10 protein-coding genes are annotated in these 14,959 nt (G+C 54.8%); 4 read left to right on the top strand and 6 right to left on the bottom strand.

Annotated features, from left to right (window positions below):
- Nucleotides 1–29 precede the first annotated feature (29 nt).
- From glmS to FRY97_RS03495, 3 genes are all read right to left on the bottom strand, one after another.
- The gene (glmS, locus tag FRY97_RS03505; RefSeq protein ID WP_147166045.1) at nucleotides 30–1,868 is read right to left on the bottom strand and encodes a glutamine--fructose-6-phosphate transaminase (isomerizing); all 1,839 of its coding nucleotides are present in this window, start codon (nucleotides 1,866–1,868) and stop codon (nucleotides 30–32) included.
- Nucleotides 1,869–2,255: 387 nt separating this feature from the next.
- Nucleotides 2,256–3,632, bottom strand: coding sequence for a DUF4270 family protein (locus FRY97_RS03500; protein ID WP_147166044.1), 1,377 nt, complete (start codon nucleotides 3,630–3,632; stop codon nucleotides 2,256–2,258).
- 424 nt (nucleotides 3,633–4,056) lie between these two features.
- Nucleotides 4,057–4,881, bottom strand: a complete 825-nt coding sequence (locus FRY97_RS03495; RefSeq protein WP_147166043.1) for a glycogen/starch synthase — start codon at nucleotides 4,879–4,881, stop codon at nucleotides 4,057–4,059.
- Between the two features lie 233 nt (nucleotides 4,882–5,114).
- Here FRY97_RS03495 and panC point away from each other — a divergent pair, with 233 nt between their 5' ends.
- Nucleotides 5,115–5,969 carry a pantoate--beta-alanine ligase gene (gene panC / locus FRY97_RS03490; protein WP_147166042.1) on the top strand — a complete coding sequence of 285 codons (855 nt, stop codon included), beginning with the start codon at nucleotides 5,115–5,117 and terminating at the stop codon, nucleotides 5,967–5,969.
- A gap of 203 nt (nucleotides 5,970–6,172) precedes the next feature.
- Nucleotides 6,173–6,523 carry an aspartate 1-decarboxylase gene (gene panD, locus FRY97_RS03485; RefSeq protein ID WP_147166041.1) on the top strand — a complete coding sequence of 117 codons (351 nt, stop codon included), beginning with the start codon at nucleotides 6,173–6,175 and terminating at the stop codon, nucleotides 6,521–6,523.
- Between the two features lie 31 nt (nucleotides 6,524–6,554).
- Here panD and FRY97_RS03480 read toward each other — a convergent pair whose 3' ends face one another.
- From FRY97_RS03480 to FRY97_RS03470, 3 genes are all read right to left on the bottom strand, one after another.
- Nucleotides 6,555–8,942, bottom strand: a complete 2,388-nt coding sequence (locus tag FRY97_RS03480; RefSeq protein ID WP_147166040.1) for an alpha-ketoacid dehydrogenase subunit alpha/beta — start codon at nucleotides 8,940–8,942, stop codon at nucleotides 6,555–6,557.
- 510 nt (nucleotides 8,943–9,452) lie between these two features.
- The gene (locus tag FRY97_RS03475; RefSeq protein WP_147166039.1) at nucleotides 9,453–10,349 is read right to left on the bottom strand and encodes a mevalonate kinase family protein; all 897 of its coding nucleotides are present in this window, start codon (nucleotides 10,347–10,349) and stop codon (nucleotides 9,453–9,455) included.
- On the bottom strand, nucleotides 10,346–11,164 hold the full coding sequence (locus tag FRY97_RS03470) for an inositol monophosphatase family protein (RefSeq protein WP_147166038.1): 819 nt from the start codon (nucleotides 11,162–11,164) through the stop codon (nucleotides 10,346–10,348). The genes FRY97_RS03475 and FRY97_RS03470 overlap by 4 nt, the downstream gene beginning before the upstream one ends.
- A gap of 525 nt (nucleotides 11,165–11,689) precedes the next feature.
- Here FRY97_RS03470 and FRY97_RS03465 point away from each other — a divergent pair.
- Nucleotides 11,690–12,913 carry an ATP-grasp domain-containing protein gene (locus FRY97_RS03465; protein WP_147166037.1) on the top strand — a complete coding sequence of 408 codons (1,224 nt, stop codon included), beginning with the start codon at nucleotides 11,690–11,692 and terminating at the stop codon, nucleotides 12,911–12,913.
- A gap of 72 nt (nucleotides 12,914–12,985) precedes the next feature.
- Nucleotides 12,986–14,947, top strand: coding sequence for a hypothetical protein (locus tag FRY97_RS03460; protein ID WP_147166036.1), 1,962 nt, complete (start codon nucleotides 12,986–12,988; stop codon nucleotides 14,945–14,947).
- The last annotated feature ends 12 nt before the right edge of the window (nucleotides 14,948–14,959 follow it).

The following is a 14,959-nucleotide window of genomic DNA, read 5'->3' as shown; positions in this document are numbered from 1 at the left end:
AACGCGCTCTTTTAACAGAGCGCTTTTTTTTATTCGACAGTTACAGACTTAGCCAAATTTCTAGGCTGGTCTACGTTGCAGCCCCTCATTACCGCTATGTGGTAAGAAAGCAGCTGCAAGGGGATGACGGAGAGCAGCGGCGTGAGCGGCTCCTCCGTATCAGGGATTTCTATGGTGTAATCCGCCATCTTGCTGATGGCTTCATCGCCTTCGGTAACGACCGCGATGACCATGCCCTTCCGGGCTTTTACTTCCTGAATGTTGCTAACGATTTTTTCGTAGGCGCTCTTGTTCGTTGCGATCACGATGACGGGCATTTCCTCATCGATCAGCGCGATAGGCCCATGCTTCATTTCAGCTGCAGGGTAGCCTTCTGCATGAATATAGGAAATTTCCTTGAGCTTCAGGGCGCCCTCTAGCGCTACAGGGAAGTTGAAACCGCGCCCTAGGTAAAGGGCATTATGGCGGTCCTTAATTTCATTGGCAATATACTTAATTTGCTCTTCGTGCTGAAGAACTTTCTCAATTTTGCCGGGAATGTTCTGCAATTCGGTAATCAGCTTGTGGAAATAGGAGTTGGGGATGCGCCCCCGCTTGTACCCCAGGCTGATCGCCATCATAGTCAACAGTACCACCTGCCCGGTAAAAGCTTTGGTGGAAGCGACGCCGATTTCGGGCCCTGCATGTATATAGGACCCTGCATCTGTGAGGCGCGATATAGAAGAGCCGACTACATTGACCACGCCATAAATCATTGCGCCTTTGGCTTTGGCCATTTCCAGCGCAGCTAGCGTATCTGCGGTTTCGCCAGATTGGGAAAGGGCAATCACCACATCGCCTTCCTGTATGATAGGGTTGCGGTAGCGCAGCTCCGAAGCGTACTCCACCTCTACAGGTATACGCGCCAAGTCTTCAAATAGGTATTCGCCTATGAGCCCTGCGTGCCAAGATGTGCCGCAGGCCGCGATGATAAAGCGGCGGGCATTGGTTATGGTTTTATCGTACTCCTCTACACCGCCCAAGCGGATATAAGGCGACTCGTGGCTGAGGCGGCCCCGCATACAGTCTGCGACCGTCTCGGGCTGTTGGTGTATCTCTTTGAGCATGAAATGCTCATATCCGCTTTTTTCCAGCTCCTCGATTTTCATATCGAGCTCCTGCACAAAGGGGGTCTGCACCCGGTTGCTGATCGTCTTGATCTGCAGGTCGCCATTGCGGTGCACCACAGCGATCTCTTCGTCATTCATGTAAATGACCCGCTTGGTATGCCCAGCGAGGGGCGTGGCATCTGAAGCCAGGAAGTACTCATCTTCGCCTACGCCAATCACCAAAGGGCTGGCTTTTCGGGCAGCAACAAGCTTATCGGGGTCGTTTTTGTCCATCAGCACTATAGCATACGCACCGACTACCCTTCCAAGAGCGATGCGGACCGCCTCTTCCAACGGCAGGTCGCCCTGCTGCTGAATCTCTTCGATCAGATGAACGAGCACCTCCGTGTCTGTTTGGCTGTGGAAAATGTGCCCTTCTTTTTCCAAGGCACTCTTGAGCGGGCTGTAGTTCTCGATTATCCCATTATGGACCATCACGAGCCGCCCGTTGCCTGAACGGTGGGGGTGAGCATTGATATCGTCTGGCTCTCCGTGGGTCGCCCATCGGGTATGGCCTATGCCCACGGTGCTCTCCTGCTTCTGCCCTTCAATAAAGCCTTCCAGCTCAGACACTTTCCCCTTGCGCTTGTAGACGCTCAGCTCTCCGTTCATCAGTGCGATGCCCGCGCTATCATATCCACGGTACTCCAGCAATTTAAGCCCATTGATAAGGATAGGACAAGCCTGACGGGGTCCGATATAAGCAACAATTCCACACATTTGTTTTCAGTTTCGTCTATTGAAAATGGGTTTGCTCGGGCAATGCCCGAAAGGGCAAGTACAGCCACGTAAATCTCAGTTGTGTTCGTCGTGCTTGTTTTGTACTGCTAATACCGCACAGGCTGCCTTCAGCCTTTGTGTACTGGCAAGCCAGTAATGCGCGCGGAGGTTTTTCAATCAGGTAAGTAGTTGAGGCTTTTTCAGTGGCTCGGCCAAGACGTTGAGCTCAGCGCCATACTGTATCGGAGCTTGACGGGCTTTCCGCCGTACCTGGCTTCAACGAGCCCAGCCTGCATAAGGTTGCCACAAGGTACAAACTTTAAGCAGGCCAGAGAAGTTTTGGCTTTCTTTATCCTTTTGGACGTCAGGAATGTCTGGCCCACCGCGCTACAGCCGGGTAAAGGTCACCCGGAGGGTAGCCGGATACTCCGGGTGGCTGCCTCCGCAGAGAGTAGCCCGCTCGGCGGTTTCAGCCCGCTTGACTTCTGAAACGTCATTATTGAAAATAGGGATGAAGTAGAACTCGTCCGACGCTTCTCCTTCGATGACCATCTGTACATAATTTGAAATAGACATGCGGTAGTGGAGCACCCCCTCCTCATTGGTTTCCGGCACACCGCCGAAAAACTCGGCCAGCTGAAGGTTTCTACTATCTGCTACGATGACATCGTCAATAAAGACCTCTTCCCCATCACTATCCGTAGTCAGGAGCACCAGCTGCATAGCATGCTCGAATGTAGTGTCCCCTTCTTCCAGATCGGCTACGTAAACATCGAGCTCTGCCTGATTGATGGCCACATCAGAAAGCGAGCTCAGGTCCGGCAGCTTCATCTTGCCACGGGCTCCGGCCATCCCCTGCACATAAAACACTTCGTCGTCAGCCACACCATTGGCTACAGCATCTGCCACAGGGGTGCCCGTGAAGTCGTGCTCAAATTCTGCATACTGCACCACATCAGGGGAGTTGAAATTATAAAGCTGCCGGCGGGGCGTATCCGAGGAGTCCCTATAATACAAATGTATGCCCGCCCTGACAGACAACAGGGTGATGCCCAGCATGCCCTCGTTCTCTGAAGTGCTTTCCAGGTGGAAGCCCGGGAAAGCGCTCAAGAATATATCCGTATCCGTGTAAGCCATAGAGTCGGCGAAGAAGTGGCTCACCAAGGAGTCGGCAAAAGAAAGGGGCAAAGGCACTCTGAGGTGCGGGAAGCTTGTTGTATCCGGCTCTGTGCCTAGGTAGTCAACATACTCCAGGCTATCTTGCGTTGCCGTAAAGGCATAGTCTGTCAAAGGCATGGGGTCGAAAGCCGCTTTGCGCCCAGACTCATATTCTGCGTCCTCGTCCAATAGCTCCTGCAGGTTGAAGACCCCCATGGAGAAGGGCTCTCCTTCTGTTTTGCCATAAAAGGCAGAAAGCGTATAAGGGAGCACTAGCACGACAGAGTCGATGCTGTTCAGGTCTTCGAATACCGGCGTGCCGCTAGGCAGGAACTGCATATTGATGGCAGCAGCCGAGCGGCCGAAGACCGGGTCGTTCATTTTCCCAAACAGAAAGCGGTCGAGCTGAAGGCTGGCAAAAGGGGAGTAGGTGAGCAATGGCTCGCTCAGCTCTGTATCTGCCCTGAGGGTAAATGTATCCGTAAAGCCAATATCTGCACGGTCTTCGTCGAGCAGGCCGGCCCCAACGATAGTGGGGTCTGAACAGGCAGCATAAAGAAGGGCTATGGTAAGGGCCGAAAGGCCAAAGACAGACTTAAGGTTCATAAGATTTTCCGTAGTGGATTGGTGAGTAAGTATCCATGTTGCACTAAGACTAATATCGGGGCCTCACCCTTTGGGGCACATTGGCCAAATCCCATCCTGCACTTCGTCGCTCTCCCGCCTGCCAAAGCCTTGTGAGGCGGCCAGGCCAGCTACTAAGCTTAGGCTATGTGATTCAAGAACGGGCATCTTTCACCTTCTTCTTGAATATACCGCACTTGGTTCAGAACGGAATTGGGGCACCTTCGCGCCAAAAGCGAATCCTCAATATAGATTAAAGAGCGCTGCCTTAGCCATAACGTTGGCTCTGTTGCCAGTTTTATTATGCTGAAACCAGCTGCGCCCGGCTGTCAAAAACAGGCGGGCGCAAACGAGCCAAGCACTTCAAAGACAAAAGGGAGCGCCCAGGAAAGCCCTAGCCGGGGCATTATTTGCCTTCGACCTCCTCTTCTGTGAGGTTTTCGTAAAACTCCATATAAGCAGAGCCAAAGCCCTCCTCCCCTTGGTATTCAAGGACGGGCTTGTCTGCGCTGCTTACCGCATCGGCCACCCCTTCGTCGGCGGCTTCGCTGCCAAGCACTACCCCGTCAGCAAAAGCAATAGCACCTTCGTGCAAGCGCACTTTGCCATCGCTGACATAAGCCTGCAGATCGTCTTCTGTCAGGTTATTAATGGACGCTTTTGCTGCAAACGCATCGGAAAAAGCCGCTTCCGGAGAGCCTGCATAGGCAGAGTAGACCACCTTGGCGTTTTGGAAGAGCGGCTCATTCTTGTATGCGGTTTTCAAGTACAGCGGCACAAGGCTTGTCATCCAGCCATGGCAGTGCACCACATCAGGCGCCCATCCAAATTTCTTGACCGTTTCAATTACCCCTTTGCAGAAAAAGACCATCCGGTCGGGATTGTCCTCGAACGGCTTGCCGTCCTCGTCCGTAAAGATATGCTTGCGCTTGAAGAAGTCTTCATTGTCCAGGAAATAGACCTGCATGCGGGCTTCGGGCAGGGAAGCCACTTTGATGATCAGCGGATAGTCATCATCATCCACTATGATATTCATGCCAGAAAGGCGCACGACTTCGTGCAGACGGTGCCTACGCTCGTTGATGGTACCGAACCGGGGCATCAGCACCCGGATTTCCATGCCATTTTCCTGAATATATTGGGGGAGTTTTCTGGCTATCTGAGACACTTCCGTGAGTGCCGTATAAGGATGCATCTCCTGCGTAACAATCAGCACCTTCTTCTTACTCATATGCGATAAATATTTAGAAAAAACACGATGTCACCGAGGGTTCAATGAACAAGTTTGCAAATTTAACAAAAAAATGCCGATTTTACTGAATTCGCCCGGTGCTTAATGCGCTGTTAACAAAAACGTATATATTAGCGCTTTGGTTGACACTCAGGCTCTAAAGCCGCCCAGCCAGCTTGCCCAGCTGTTGTTGGGCCCTGCTTTGGCCTTTCAAACCGGCAGCTCACTACCTTATGTACTTATTCAAAAAGGCAAGCGATTTACAAACGTACCTGCAGCCCTACCGGTCCCGCAACCGCACTGTTGCATTTGTGCCTACCATGGGCGCGCTACACCAAGGCCATTTGTCGCTGATAGCAGCGGCAGCACAAGCCGCACAATGCACGGTATGCAGCATTTTCGTCAACCCTACCCAATTTAACGAAGCCAGCGACCTGCAGCAGTACCCCCGGCTGCCAGAGCAGGACCTCGAGCTGCTGCACAACAGCGGCTGCCAAGCGGTCTTTATGCCCGAAGTAGAAGAGGTGTACCCTGCTGAAGAGGAAGTGCCCGTGCCAGATATCGACTTTGGCCACTTGGCTGCCGTCATGGAGGGGGAGTTCCGCCCCGGGCATTTTGCCGGGGTAGCTCAGGTGGTCAACCGCTTGTTGAGCTTGGTGCAGCCCGACCTGCTTTTCTTAGGGCAGAAAGATTACCAACAGCTACAAATCGTTAAATCCATGGTCAAACAGCTCCAACTGCCTGTAGAAGTAGTGGGCGCGCCCACGGTGAGGGAAGCAGATGGGCTGGCCATGAGCTCCCGCAACCTGCGGCTCAGCAAAGGACAGCGGCAGAGCGCCCTCGCAATATATGGCGTGCTTCAGCAGCTCCCGCAATGGGCAGCCAATGGTCTTACTGTGGCTGAGGCCCAGCAAAAAGCACTGGCCGCACTATCCAATGCCGGCCTGCGGCCGGAGTACGTTGAGATCGCAGCTCCTGATACCCTACAGCCGCTTTCGGGCTTTGTGCCTGGCAACGAAGCCGTGGCTTGCATAGCGGCTTGGGCCGGGCCGGTCCGCCTCATTGACAACATGCTTTTTACAGTATGAGCGCCCCCCTTTCTTTTACCCTGGCAGGAAGAAAAAAACACTCCCCTCCACTCCGCCTTTCAGAACCTTACGTAATTTTGTATTGTTCTTGTGGTTGTTTTTCGGGCCCCTCCACTGGCACTTCCAAAGCAGCGGCCTTATTTCCAAATTTTATGCCGGAGAAAGGGCTCAGCTAAAAGCCGCTCCCATATCATCAATAACCTATGCTGATCCAAAGGTTCAAATCTAAAATTCACCGCGCGACCATCACCCAGGCCGACCTCAACTATGTAGGCAGCATCACCATTGATGAAGACCTGATGGAGGCCGCAGGCCTAATCGACGGCGAGAAGGTGCAAGTGGTGAACAACAACAACGGCGAGCGTCTAGAGACCTATGTCATCACCGGCGAGCGGGGCTCAGGCGTCATTTGCCTCAATGGGGCAGCCGCTCGGCGGGCGCAAGTTGGCGACACCGTGATCATCATCGCTTATGCTTGGATGGAAGAAGCCGAAGCAAGAGCTTTTCAGCCCAAGGTCGTCTTCCCTGTAGATGGCAACCTCCTCCCTGCTTAGGGCAGGCCAGGAACGCCTAGCCTATTATTATTCAGAACCGCCCGGGCTCTGCCTCTTGCAGCAGCCCGAAGATAACCTCATAGACGTCCTCCGGGTTGGGCTTGCTGAAGTAATCCCCGTCTGTACCGTAAGGTGGGCGGTGCGCTTTCGCAGTGATGGTAACCGGCGGGCTGTCGAGCCATCGGTAACCGCCCTGCTCCTCTAACACTTTTTGCAATAGGTAGGCCGATGCCCCACCGGGCACATCTTCGTCCAACACCGCCAGCCGGTTCGTTTTCTTTAAAGAATCTACCGTGCGGTGCTCCAAATCAAAAGGCAACAGGCTCTGTGCGTCGATCAGCTCTACACTTATCCCGTCTTCAGCCAGCATAGCGCAAGCCCGTTCTGCAATACGAACACAGGAGCCGTAGGTCAGCAGGGTAACGTCTGCCCCTTCTTGCAGGACCTCAGGCACGCCCACAGGGACGGTGAAAGAGGAGAGGTTGGATGGCAGCTTTTCTTTCAGGCGGTAGCCGTTCAGACATTCTATGATGAGCCCGGGATCATCTGATTGCAGCAAGGTATTATAAAAGCCTACAGCTTGCACCATATTGCGGGGCACTAGCACGTACATCCCGCGCAGAGCCCCCAAGAGTATGCTCATCGGTGAGCCGGAGTGCCAGATGCCCTCAAGCCGGTGCCCACGTGTACGGATAATGGCCGGTGCCGCCTGTTGGTTGTTGCTCCGGTAGCGCAAGGTGGCGAGGTCATCAGACAAGGGGGAAAGCCCGTAGATGAGATAATCCAGGTACTGAATCTCCGCAATAGGGCGCAGCCCCCGCATTGCCATCCCAATCGCGTAGCCCATGATGGTCCATTCCCGTATGCCCGTGTCAAAAATCCTGGGCTCGCCGTGCTTCCCCTGCAAGTTGGCAAAACCCTGATTGACATCGCCTATCTGCCCTACGTCTTCTCCAAAGGCAAGGAGCTGGGAATGCCGGCTCATCGCCTGGTCAAAAAAGCGGTTCAGCACTTCGTACCCGTTCAGGGTAGGGGAACTTTCATCATAAACAGGCGGCACCACAGGCACCCGCAACGCTGATCGGCTCGTCTCGCTATAAAGGTGGGTGTGGTAACGGCCATGCATCGTTTGCTCCACTTCGCCCAGAAAATCCATCAGCTCGGCCCGGTAGGCAGACTGTAGCTTGCGCGTAGCAAAAAGCATGCGCCGGATCAGGCTCACGATGTCCGCGCGCACGGGGTTGATGAGGGCGTTCAGCTCCTCCGAGATCGCCTGGGCACGGCTGCTGCCCGCCTCTTCGGCTAAAGAGGCGAATGTTGCTTTCATAGCCTTCCACACCTGCTGTAGGGGCTGATTGTAGCGCTTCCAAGCTTTGCTCCGGGCTTTCTTTACCACTTCCTGCGCCTGCTCCTCCAGCTCTTGCAGGGATTTGGCATCAGCCAACCCTTCTTCAAGCAGGTATTTCCGAAACTGCACGTTGCAGTCGTACTCCGCCTCCCAGGCTAGGCGTTCTTTTGATTTATACCGCTCATGGGAGCCTGAAGTGGAGTGCCCTTGGGGCTGTGTGAGCTCATCTACATGCACAAGGGCAGGGCGGTGGGCGGCACGTGCCGCCGCCACGCTTTCCGCATAGGCAGCACAAAGCCTTGGGTAGTCCCAGCCAGGGACATGGAAAATGCCGATGCCATTGGTAGCCGGCTCCGCTTCGAAACCGGAAAGCACTTTGCTCACGCTGCCTTTGGTCGTTTGGTATGATTTGGGGACAGATATGCCGTACCCGTCGTCGGCAACAGTGATGATGAGCGGCACCTGCTGAACGCCGGCGGCGTTGACCGTCTCCCAAAAAGCGCCCTCCGAAGTGGAGGCATCCCCAATGCTGCAGAACACCACCTCCTGCCCGCCTTCGGAAAACCCGGAAGGGTTGACGCCTTCCATTTCCCGGTACTTTTTGGAAGCCATAGCCAGGCCTATCCCCCTGGCCATCTGCCCGCCGGTGGTTGAAATATCAGAGCTCAGATTGTAGCGTATGGTATGGTCGAGCCAGCCGCCTTTCCCATCGATAAGAGGGGTAGCATGGTGGTTGTTCATCTGACGGCCGCCAGAGAAAGGGTCATTATCCGCATCGGCATACAGCTGAGCGAACAGGTCTTCCGGTGTGCAGAGGCCTAGGGCCAGCAATAGGGTGTGCCCGCGGTAGTAGTCTGAGCGAAAATCCCCTTTGCGGAAAGTTTTGGCCATGGCGACCTGAAAAAGCTCCTTCCCGTCGTCAGATACCCCAAACTTGGCCTTGCCCGTGAGGACCTCTCGGCGGATGGCTATGCTTACCTGCCTGCTCAGGCAGCAGATATAGTAATCGTGAAGGGCCTCCTGCGCTGTAGGGGCCGTAGCTGATCCGGGGGAGTTTGCTGTTGCTTTCAAAGGCTGTCGCTTTAAAGATTCGAAAAGAGCTAAATAACAGGACAGGCCGGCCAGGGTGCAGTGCGCAAGTGCGTAACGGCCCCAACGGGGCTAGGCCAGCACTTTTTTCTGAGCCTGCACATCTGGCCCTAAAGGACATGGAGAGGCAGATGCGCCTCTTATAATCAGGTGTGATTCAATGGCTTGGGCGTTGCTAATATACGGTTAACTTAGGAGAAATCTTAGTTTTACCCAGTGGGGCAGTTGCCCGCTCCGATGTGCAACTGCGGGGCAGCTTCCCCGCATTGGCTGGTTTTGCACAACAAATGCCAACCCATACCGCTTGAGCTCAAAAAGAAAATTCCTATCTTTGTGCAACTGCCGCATAATTCTGTACCGGCGCTTTCTGAAAAGAAGCCTGCCATTTTTTCGCGGCTACATGAAAAAACTTCTATTCAAATTAGGTTTGCCTACGTCATCACACTGGGTTAGTATGAAAACAACGGGGGCTGTGCCGCAGAGGTGCAGCCCCTAAATTTTTGGCAGCAGGGCCACCCCTTCTCTGACGGGCACTGCATCTGGGCCTGTAGCATAGCCCAATATGAACCCGCCGCCGCCTGCGCCGCATAGCTTCAGCCGATAGCCGGCTTGAGCTGACAGCCCCTGCTCCCACAAGCCTTGAAATGCCTCCGGGATGAAATCCCGAAAATACAACCATTGAAGAGCTGAAATCTGGCCTATGCTCTCCAAGAGCCCAGCTGTGTCCTTTGACAGGTAAGCAGCTATAGCTGCCCGTGTCGCCGGGATAAGCTCCTCTTTAGCCATCGCAGCAAATGCTGCCTGCCCACAGCGCTCCAAAAACAGGCGCACCCAAGGGGCTGTGCTGCGGCTGATGCCCGTATCTATCAGAAAAAACAAGCCGCTCTCCCGTTTAGGGGGGGCTACCACTGCCACTGCTGCACCTTCAAGCAGCACCGTCTGCTCTAGGTAACAAATCAGCGGGTCCGTGCCTGAGCTCTCCCCATGGAAAAAGCTTTCCATCTGCGCCAACATCGCCCGCAGCGGCCCCAGCCCGCGGGCCTTTATGCCGCTTGCCGCACCATAGCGCTTCAGCACGGCTGCACATAGCGCCCCTGAACTGCCAGCCCCGTAACCTACTGGGATGTTGGATTCGAAAGACAGACCAGAGGCCGCCTCCTCGCAAAACCGGCTGGTGTCTAAGTTGGCCAGCAGGCCGCTCGTCTTGCTCAAATGATGCAGGTGCGCTGCAAAAGGCATCAGCTGATAAGCTGGCTCTGCTGACCCCTCAGCAGACCAGAGGCCATAGAAGCGGTCCAGTGGCGTAGCCAGCGCTTGGCTCCCTTTCAAGATGACGTGCTCGCCGAACAGCAGCAGCTTACCGGGCGTGGATGAAGAAGGTCTGTTCATGAAATGTGAGCGTGAGTTTCTTTAATGAGTGCCCCCTTGTATGTAGCCGGGCAGATGAGGTAGCCTTTGTTGCCCGCAGGCGGGTCAATGCCAAATTGTACCGGGCTGCCATCCAGATAGCTGTGGCTGTACCCCAGCTCCTCCACAATGACTTTTTCCCCCAACAAATCCCAATAAGGGATACGGGGCGAAAGGAAAATGTTTACATCGAGTTTGCCCTCGGCCATGAGCAGGGTGCGCCGGGCATCCGTACGCAGTATGTTCTCCTCCCTGCCACCAAGGGCCAAGTACAGGCCTCTGTACTTATCGCCCCGGTAGCGCATAGGGTGGGCAAAGCACAGGTCATGACGGGCTTTCACAACAGGAGCAGGGATGCGCTCTGCCCCACTGCCCCCCCTCTCCCAGTACGCGCCCCCTCCTTTTACAGCATACAGCATCACTTCTATATCCGGGTGGTAGACCAGCCCCGCCACCAAGCCTTCAGAAGGGTCGTAAAAGGCGGCCTGATGCGAGAACCCCTTCTGGTAATCGATAAAATAGCTCGTCCCGTCCAGCTCATCTGCGATCAGGTAAGCCTTGCCCCGGTCGATCGTCCGCTTAGGGGATTCCTCGCTGTAAAGGGCCACCCCGGGCAGCGCTTTGGGAAGGGTCTGTTGCAGCATATCGGAGATCGCCAGATCAACATCCGTCACCCGGGAACGGTCCGGTTTCGTGTACACCTGATACCCCCCGCTCAAGTTGGCCATCATCAATGCCCCTGCTTTCCGGGCGCTCTGTTTCATGTAAGTCAAAATGCGCTCTTTGTTCATAAGCATAAATATACCGCCTATTGGCACAACTCCGAAAGGAATACACCTTCAGCTGCGTTTGATTAAAAAATAGTCAGCCAGTGCGCACAAATGCGCCAAAACCTTTGTTTTGCTTAAAGTATTGTTCTTTTAAATCACATTTTACTTGCAAACGTGCCATAAAACAGCAACAACTCCGTATTTTCGTGATTTATTTTAGAGGCAACTATACCCTCGGTGCCGAGCTGAACACGGTACCAAGCCGCTGATCCACCCGGGCGCAGGCTATTCGTTTCTTTTGGGCCTGCCCCTGCACAATGCGGTGGGGCCTACCCCTGCCTAACAGCAGGGGTCGCTATGCTGCGGGGCTCGCTGCCCGCTCGGCCCCTCGCCCTACAGGCGTCGGGTCTGGCCTTCAGCCACCCCTTCGCAGCGCTAGTCCGATTCCAGCCTAAAAGCATAACCCCCTGCGGCATTTTGGTTTACGCCCGATTGGCCCCTGACATAAAATTTTACATTGAATTACTCAAATAAAAACTGATCCGACACCTTATGGCTAACCGATTTGCCCTTATTGGCTGGAGCTTGCCTGTCATCGAAAGCATGCAGAAAGCCGGGCTCCCCTATGTCGTCGTCTCCTTCCCCGACTTTGAAAGCTACGCTAAAACCCATGAAATACCCTTTGTAGGGTACCACCTTGACGAATTCGGCTCCCACTCCAACTCCGTTGGCTTGGCAGAGCTACTCCGCCCTTTTGATGTGGATGTAGCCGTCCCCCTTTACGAAGAGACGGTAGAGTGGGCAGGGGCCCTCAACTCCATCTACCGCAATGACCCCCGCGTGCTCAACCGGGCTTTCCTGTTCCGGAATAAAGCGATGATGAAGCGCAAGGCGCTGCTCGGCGGGCTGAGGGTCGGCCTGTTCGAGGAAGTGCACAGCTTGGAACAGGTGCATAAATTCTTAGACCGGCTCAATGAAGCGGAGCTGCAACTCGAAGGCGAAGACGATGCCTGGTTCCACGCCAAGCCTTTTGCAGCAGCAGGCACCGTCGGGCACCACTTCATCAAGTCGCGGGAAGATATTGACCGCAAGATGAGCATCAAGGATTTCCCTTGCTTAGTAGAAAGCCACCTGCAAGGGCAGGAATTCTCTTGCGAGGCTTTTATCCATAAAGGGAAAATCCGCTTTCTGAATATCACGGAGTATGTTAAGCTGGGCTATTCCAACTTCATCCCCGCCGGGCCCGAGCTGGAGGCCAAGCGCGAGCTGATCCACAATGAGGTCCAAAAGCTGGTAGACATCTTTGGCATCGAATACGGCATGATCCACCCCGAGTGGTTTGTGAGCGAGGATGGCAAACAGATCAACTTCGGTGAAGTGGCCTGCCGCATCCCTGGCGGCCATATCCTCGAGCTTTGCGGGCAGGCCTACGGTTTTGACGCCCTGCTGGCTTTCGTGGTCAGCCACGACCCCAATATGACGGAAGAGGAGCTAGACCGCTACTTCCCGCCCCGCGGCTACATGCCCCCTAAGCATTTTGGCAATGTCATGGTTTTCCCTAAAGCTGCGCAGATCAGCCGCCTGGAAATCCCTGAAGAGCTGCTGGAAGAGCCGTACTACCTCGACAACAATCTCACCCAGCCCCTTGGGCCTCAGAAAATCAATGCCCGGGAAGGCTTCGGCAACCACTTTGGCACGGTAAACTTTGCAGGGGAAGATCCCGCAAGGATACGCGAACTGCTCAAGCATTACGAAGACGTCCCTTTTTATGTATAACCCTAATGCCCCAAAGCTGCTGCTGCTAGCAGCTTTGGAAGCACAAACGCACCAAAACGAACAGTACCGCCTATGGCATTAACCTTGAGCGAACGGGAAGCACGATTGTACGAAAGCCTTGCGGCCTTCGAGCATGCGCCTTTATTCGCACGGGAGGAGAAGCGCAAGCGCCTCCTCAGCCAAGCCGATCTTCTGGCACAAGACGCAGCAGGCATGGCACACCTGTATGAAAACATTGCCGCAATACACCGTTCTGGGCTGTTCGCTGGCACCCCTTGGGAAGACCCTTCCCGCCTTGTGCCAGGCCTTGTAGCCGGCACCCTGCTCTCTGGCCCGGCGGGGAGCACTTTAGAAATGTTGAGCGAGCTGAGGATGCTAGCAGTAGCCGAAGGGCGGCTCGCATTGCCCGGGTGCCCTCCGGAGGCCGCCCGGCATTTCCTGCGGCAAGTGCTCGTTTACGGTTTCGAATATGCTTTCAGTACAGAGGAGCTCTCAGAAAACGAACGTTACACCCGTACAGAAGTCCGCAAGGTAAGCCTGCTTTTTGACTTGCTGAAACAGCACCTGCCGCTCCCCTCTCTCCTGCCCTACTTGAAGGAAGAGATCGAAACCATCATAGCACACCGGCCGGTGGTGGTCACACGCATCAAGCGTATCCTGGAACAGCTGCAGCACCTGCCGCCCGACCTGTTGGACGGCCCACTGCGTGCTTATGTAGAAGCATTGTTCGCCCCAACCCCGCTGGCACAGAAGGCTGGCACAGCTCATTATTATGCGGAGCAGCTCCCCCACCTCCCGGATGCGGCGCTAGAACAGGAAGCACAAGCCCTAAGCCAACAAATGTTGGATACCGGCCTCGTATCTACTTTTCAGCTGGCATTCCTGCAATATGCCGCTAGAGAGCGCACAGCGCTTGTCCCTATTGCCTTAGCGCTCAATGCGCACGGCAGGGCAGACTACGAGCGGCACCAAGCGTTTGTGCACCAGCTTATCCTCAGCTTTTTGGTGCCAGGCAACAAGCAGGGCGTCTATGGGCTCGCCCGTACCCTGCAGCGCAATCTGTTTTCCCAAAAGACGGTATGGCACGCCTTCAGCCGTTTGGTCAAAGCTAGGCTGCACCCGGTCATCCGGGAGCGTTTGGAGGAAGGCAACCTTAGCCCCTTTGCGCTCACAGCAGAGCAGGCCCTGATTGGCGGCACCCTATGTGTGCTGGGGCAGCCGCTCGGGGTAAGGCAAGGGAACAACCCCACTTGCCAATCGGCCCGGGGCATCAGCATGTGGAGCCGGCATGCGCCGGGCAAGCTGATCAACCTATTGATCGATACCGCCACAACCAATAATGCCGTTTTCCGCTACGAGGGCGAACTGATAGAGTCCGCTGGCGTGCAAGAAGGGCTGACAACTGCCTTCGACTTCAAACTGGACCCCGTAAGCATCGTCTTGGTGCCCCACCTCGATAAGGTATACAATGAGATGATGAAACGGGCAAGCCTAAAACACCCCGGAAAAGACCCACACGCCTCGGTCAACCCGGCCTTTTACGGCCACTGGATACAAACGGGCTTCAAGTCCGTTTACAACCCGCTGCTCTACGGCATTGAGAACTACGAGGAGTTTATCCGTATCTTTTATGCTGCATTCCACCCGGAATACAACGGTGGGCACCACTTGATCTATCCGGTGCCGGCGGGTATTTTCATCACCGATTCTGGCGCCAATATGCTGGGCTTTCATGCCATTTCGCTACTGCGTATAGAACAGGCTCCCGACGGAGAGTGGCGGGCTTACTTTTTCAACCCCAACAGCCAGGGCAAACAAGACTGGGGGCAGCGCATCACACCTACGGTCTCCGGGCATGGAGAACGGCATGGGGAATCTTCCCTGCCCGCCGCCCAATTTGCAGCTCGGGTGTACGCCTACCATTTCAATCAGCTCCGGCTGGGCGACAAGCCCGGCAAGGTGCCCACAGCTACCGTTGCACACATTACTCAGCTCGCTAAGGAAAGCTGGGGGCGGAAATACCAATGGCTATAGCTACAAATACAA

Origin of the sequence: Phaeodactylibacter luteus (genome assembly GCF_007993045.1) — a bacterium.
In the GTDB taxonomy this organism is placed as follows: domain Bacteria; phylum Bacteroidota; class Bacteroidia; order Chitinophagales; family Saprospiraceae; genus Phaeodactylibacter; species Phaeodactylibacter luteus.
This window is presented reverse-complemented; position numbering and strand designations above follow the sequence as displayed.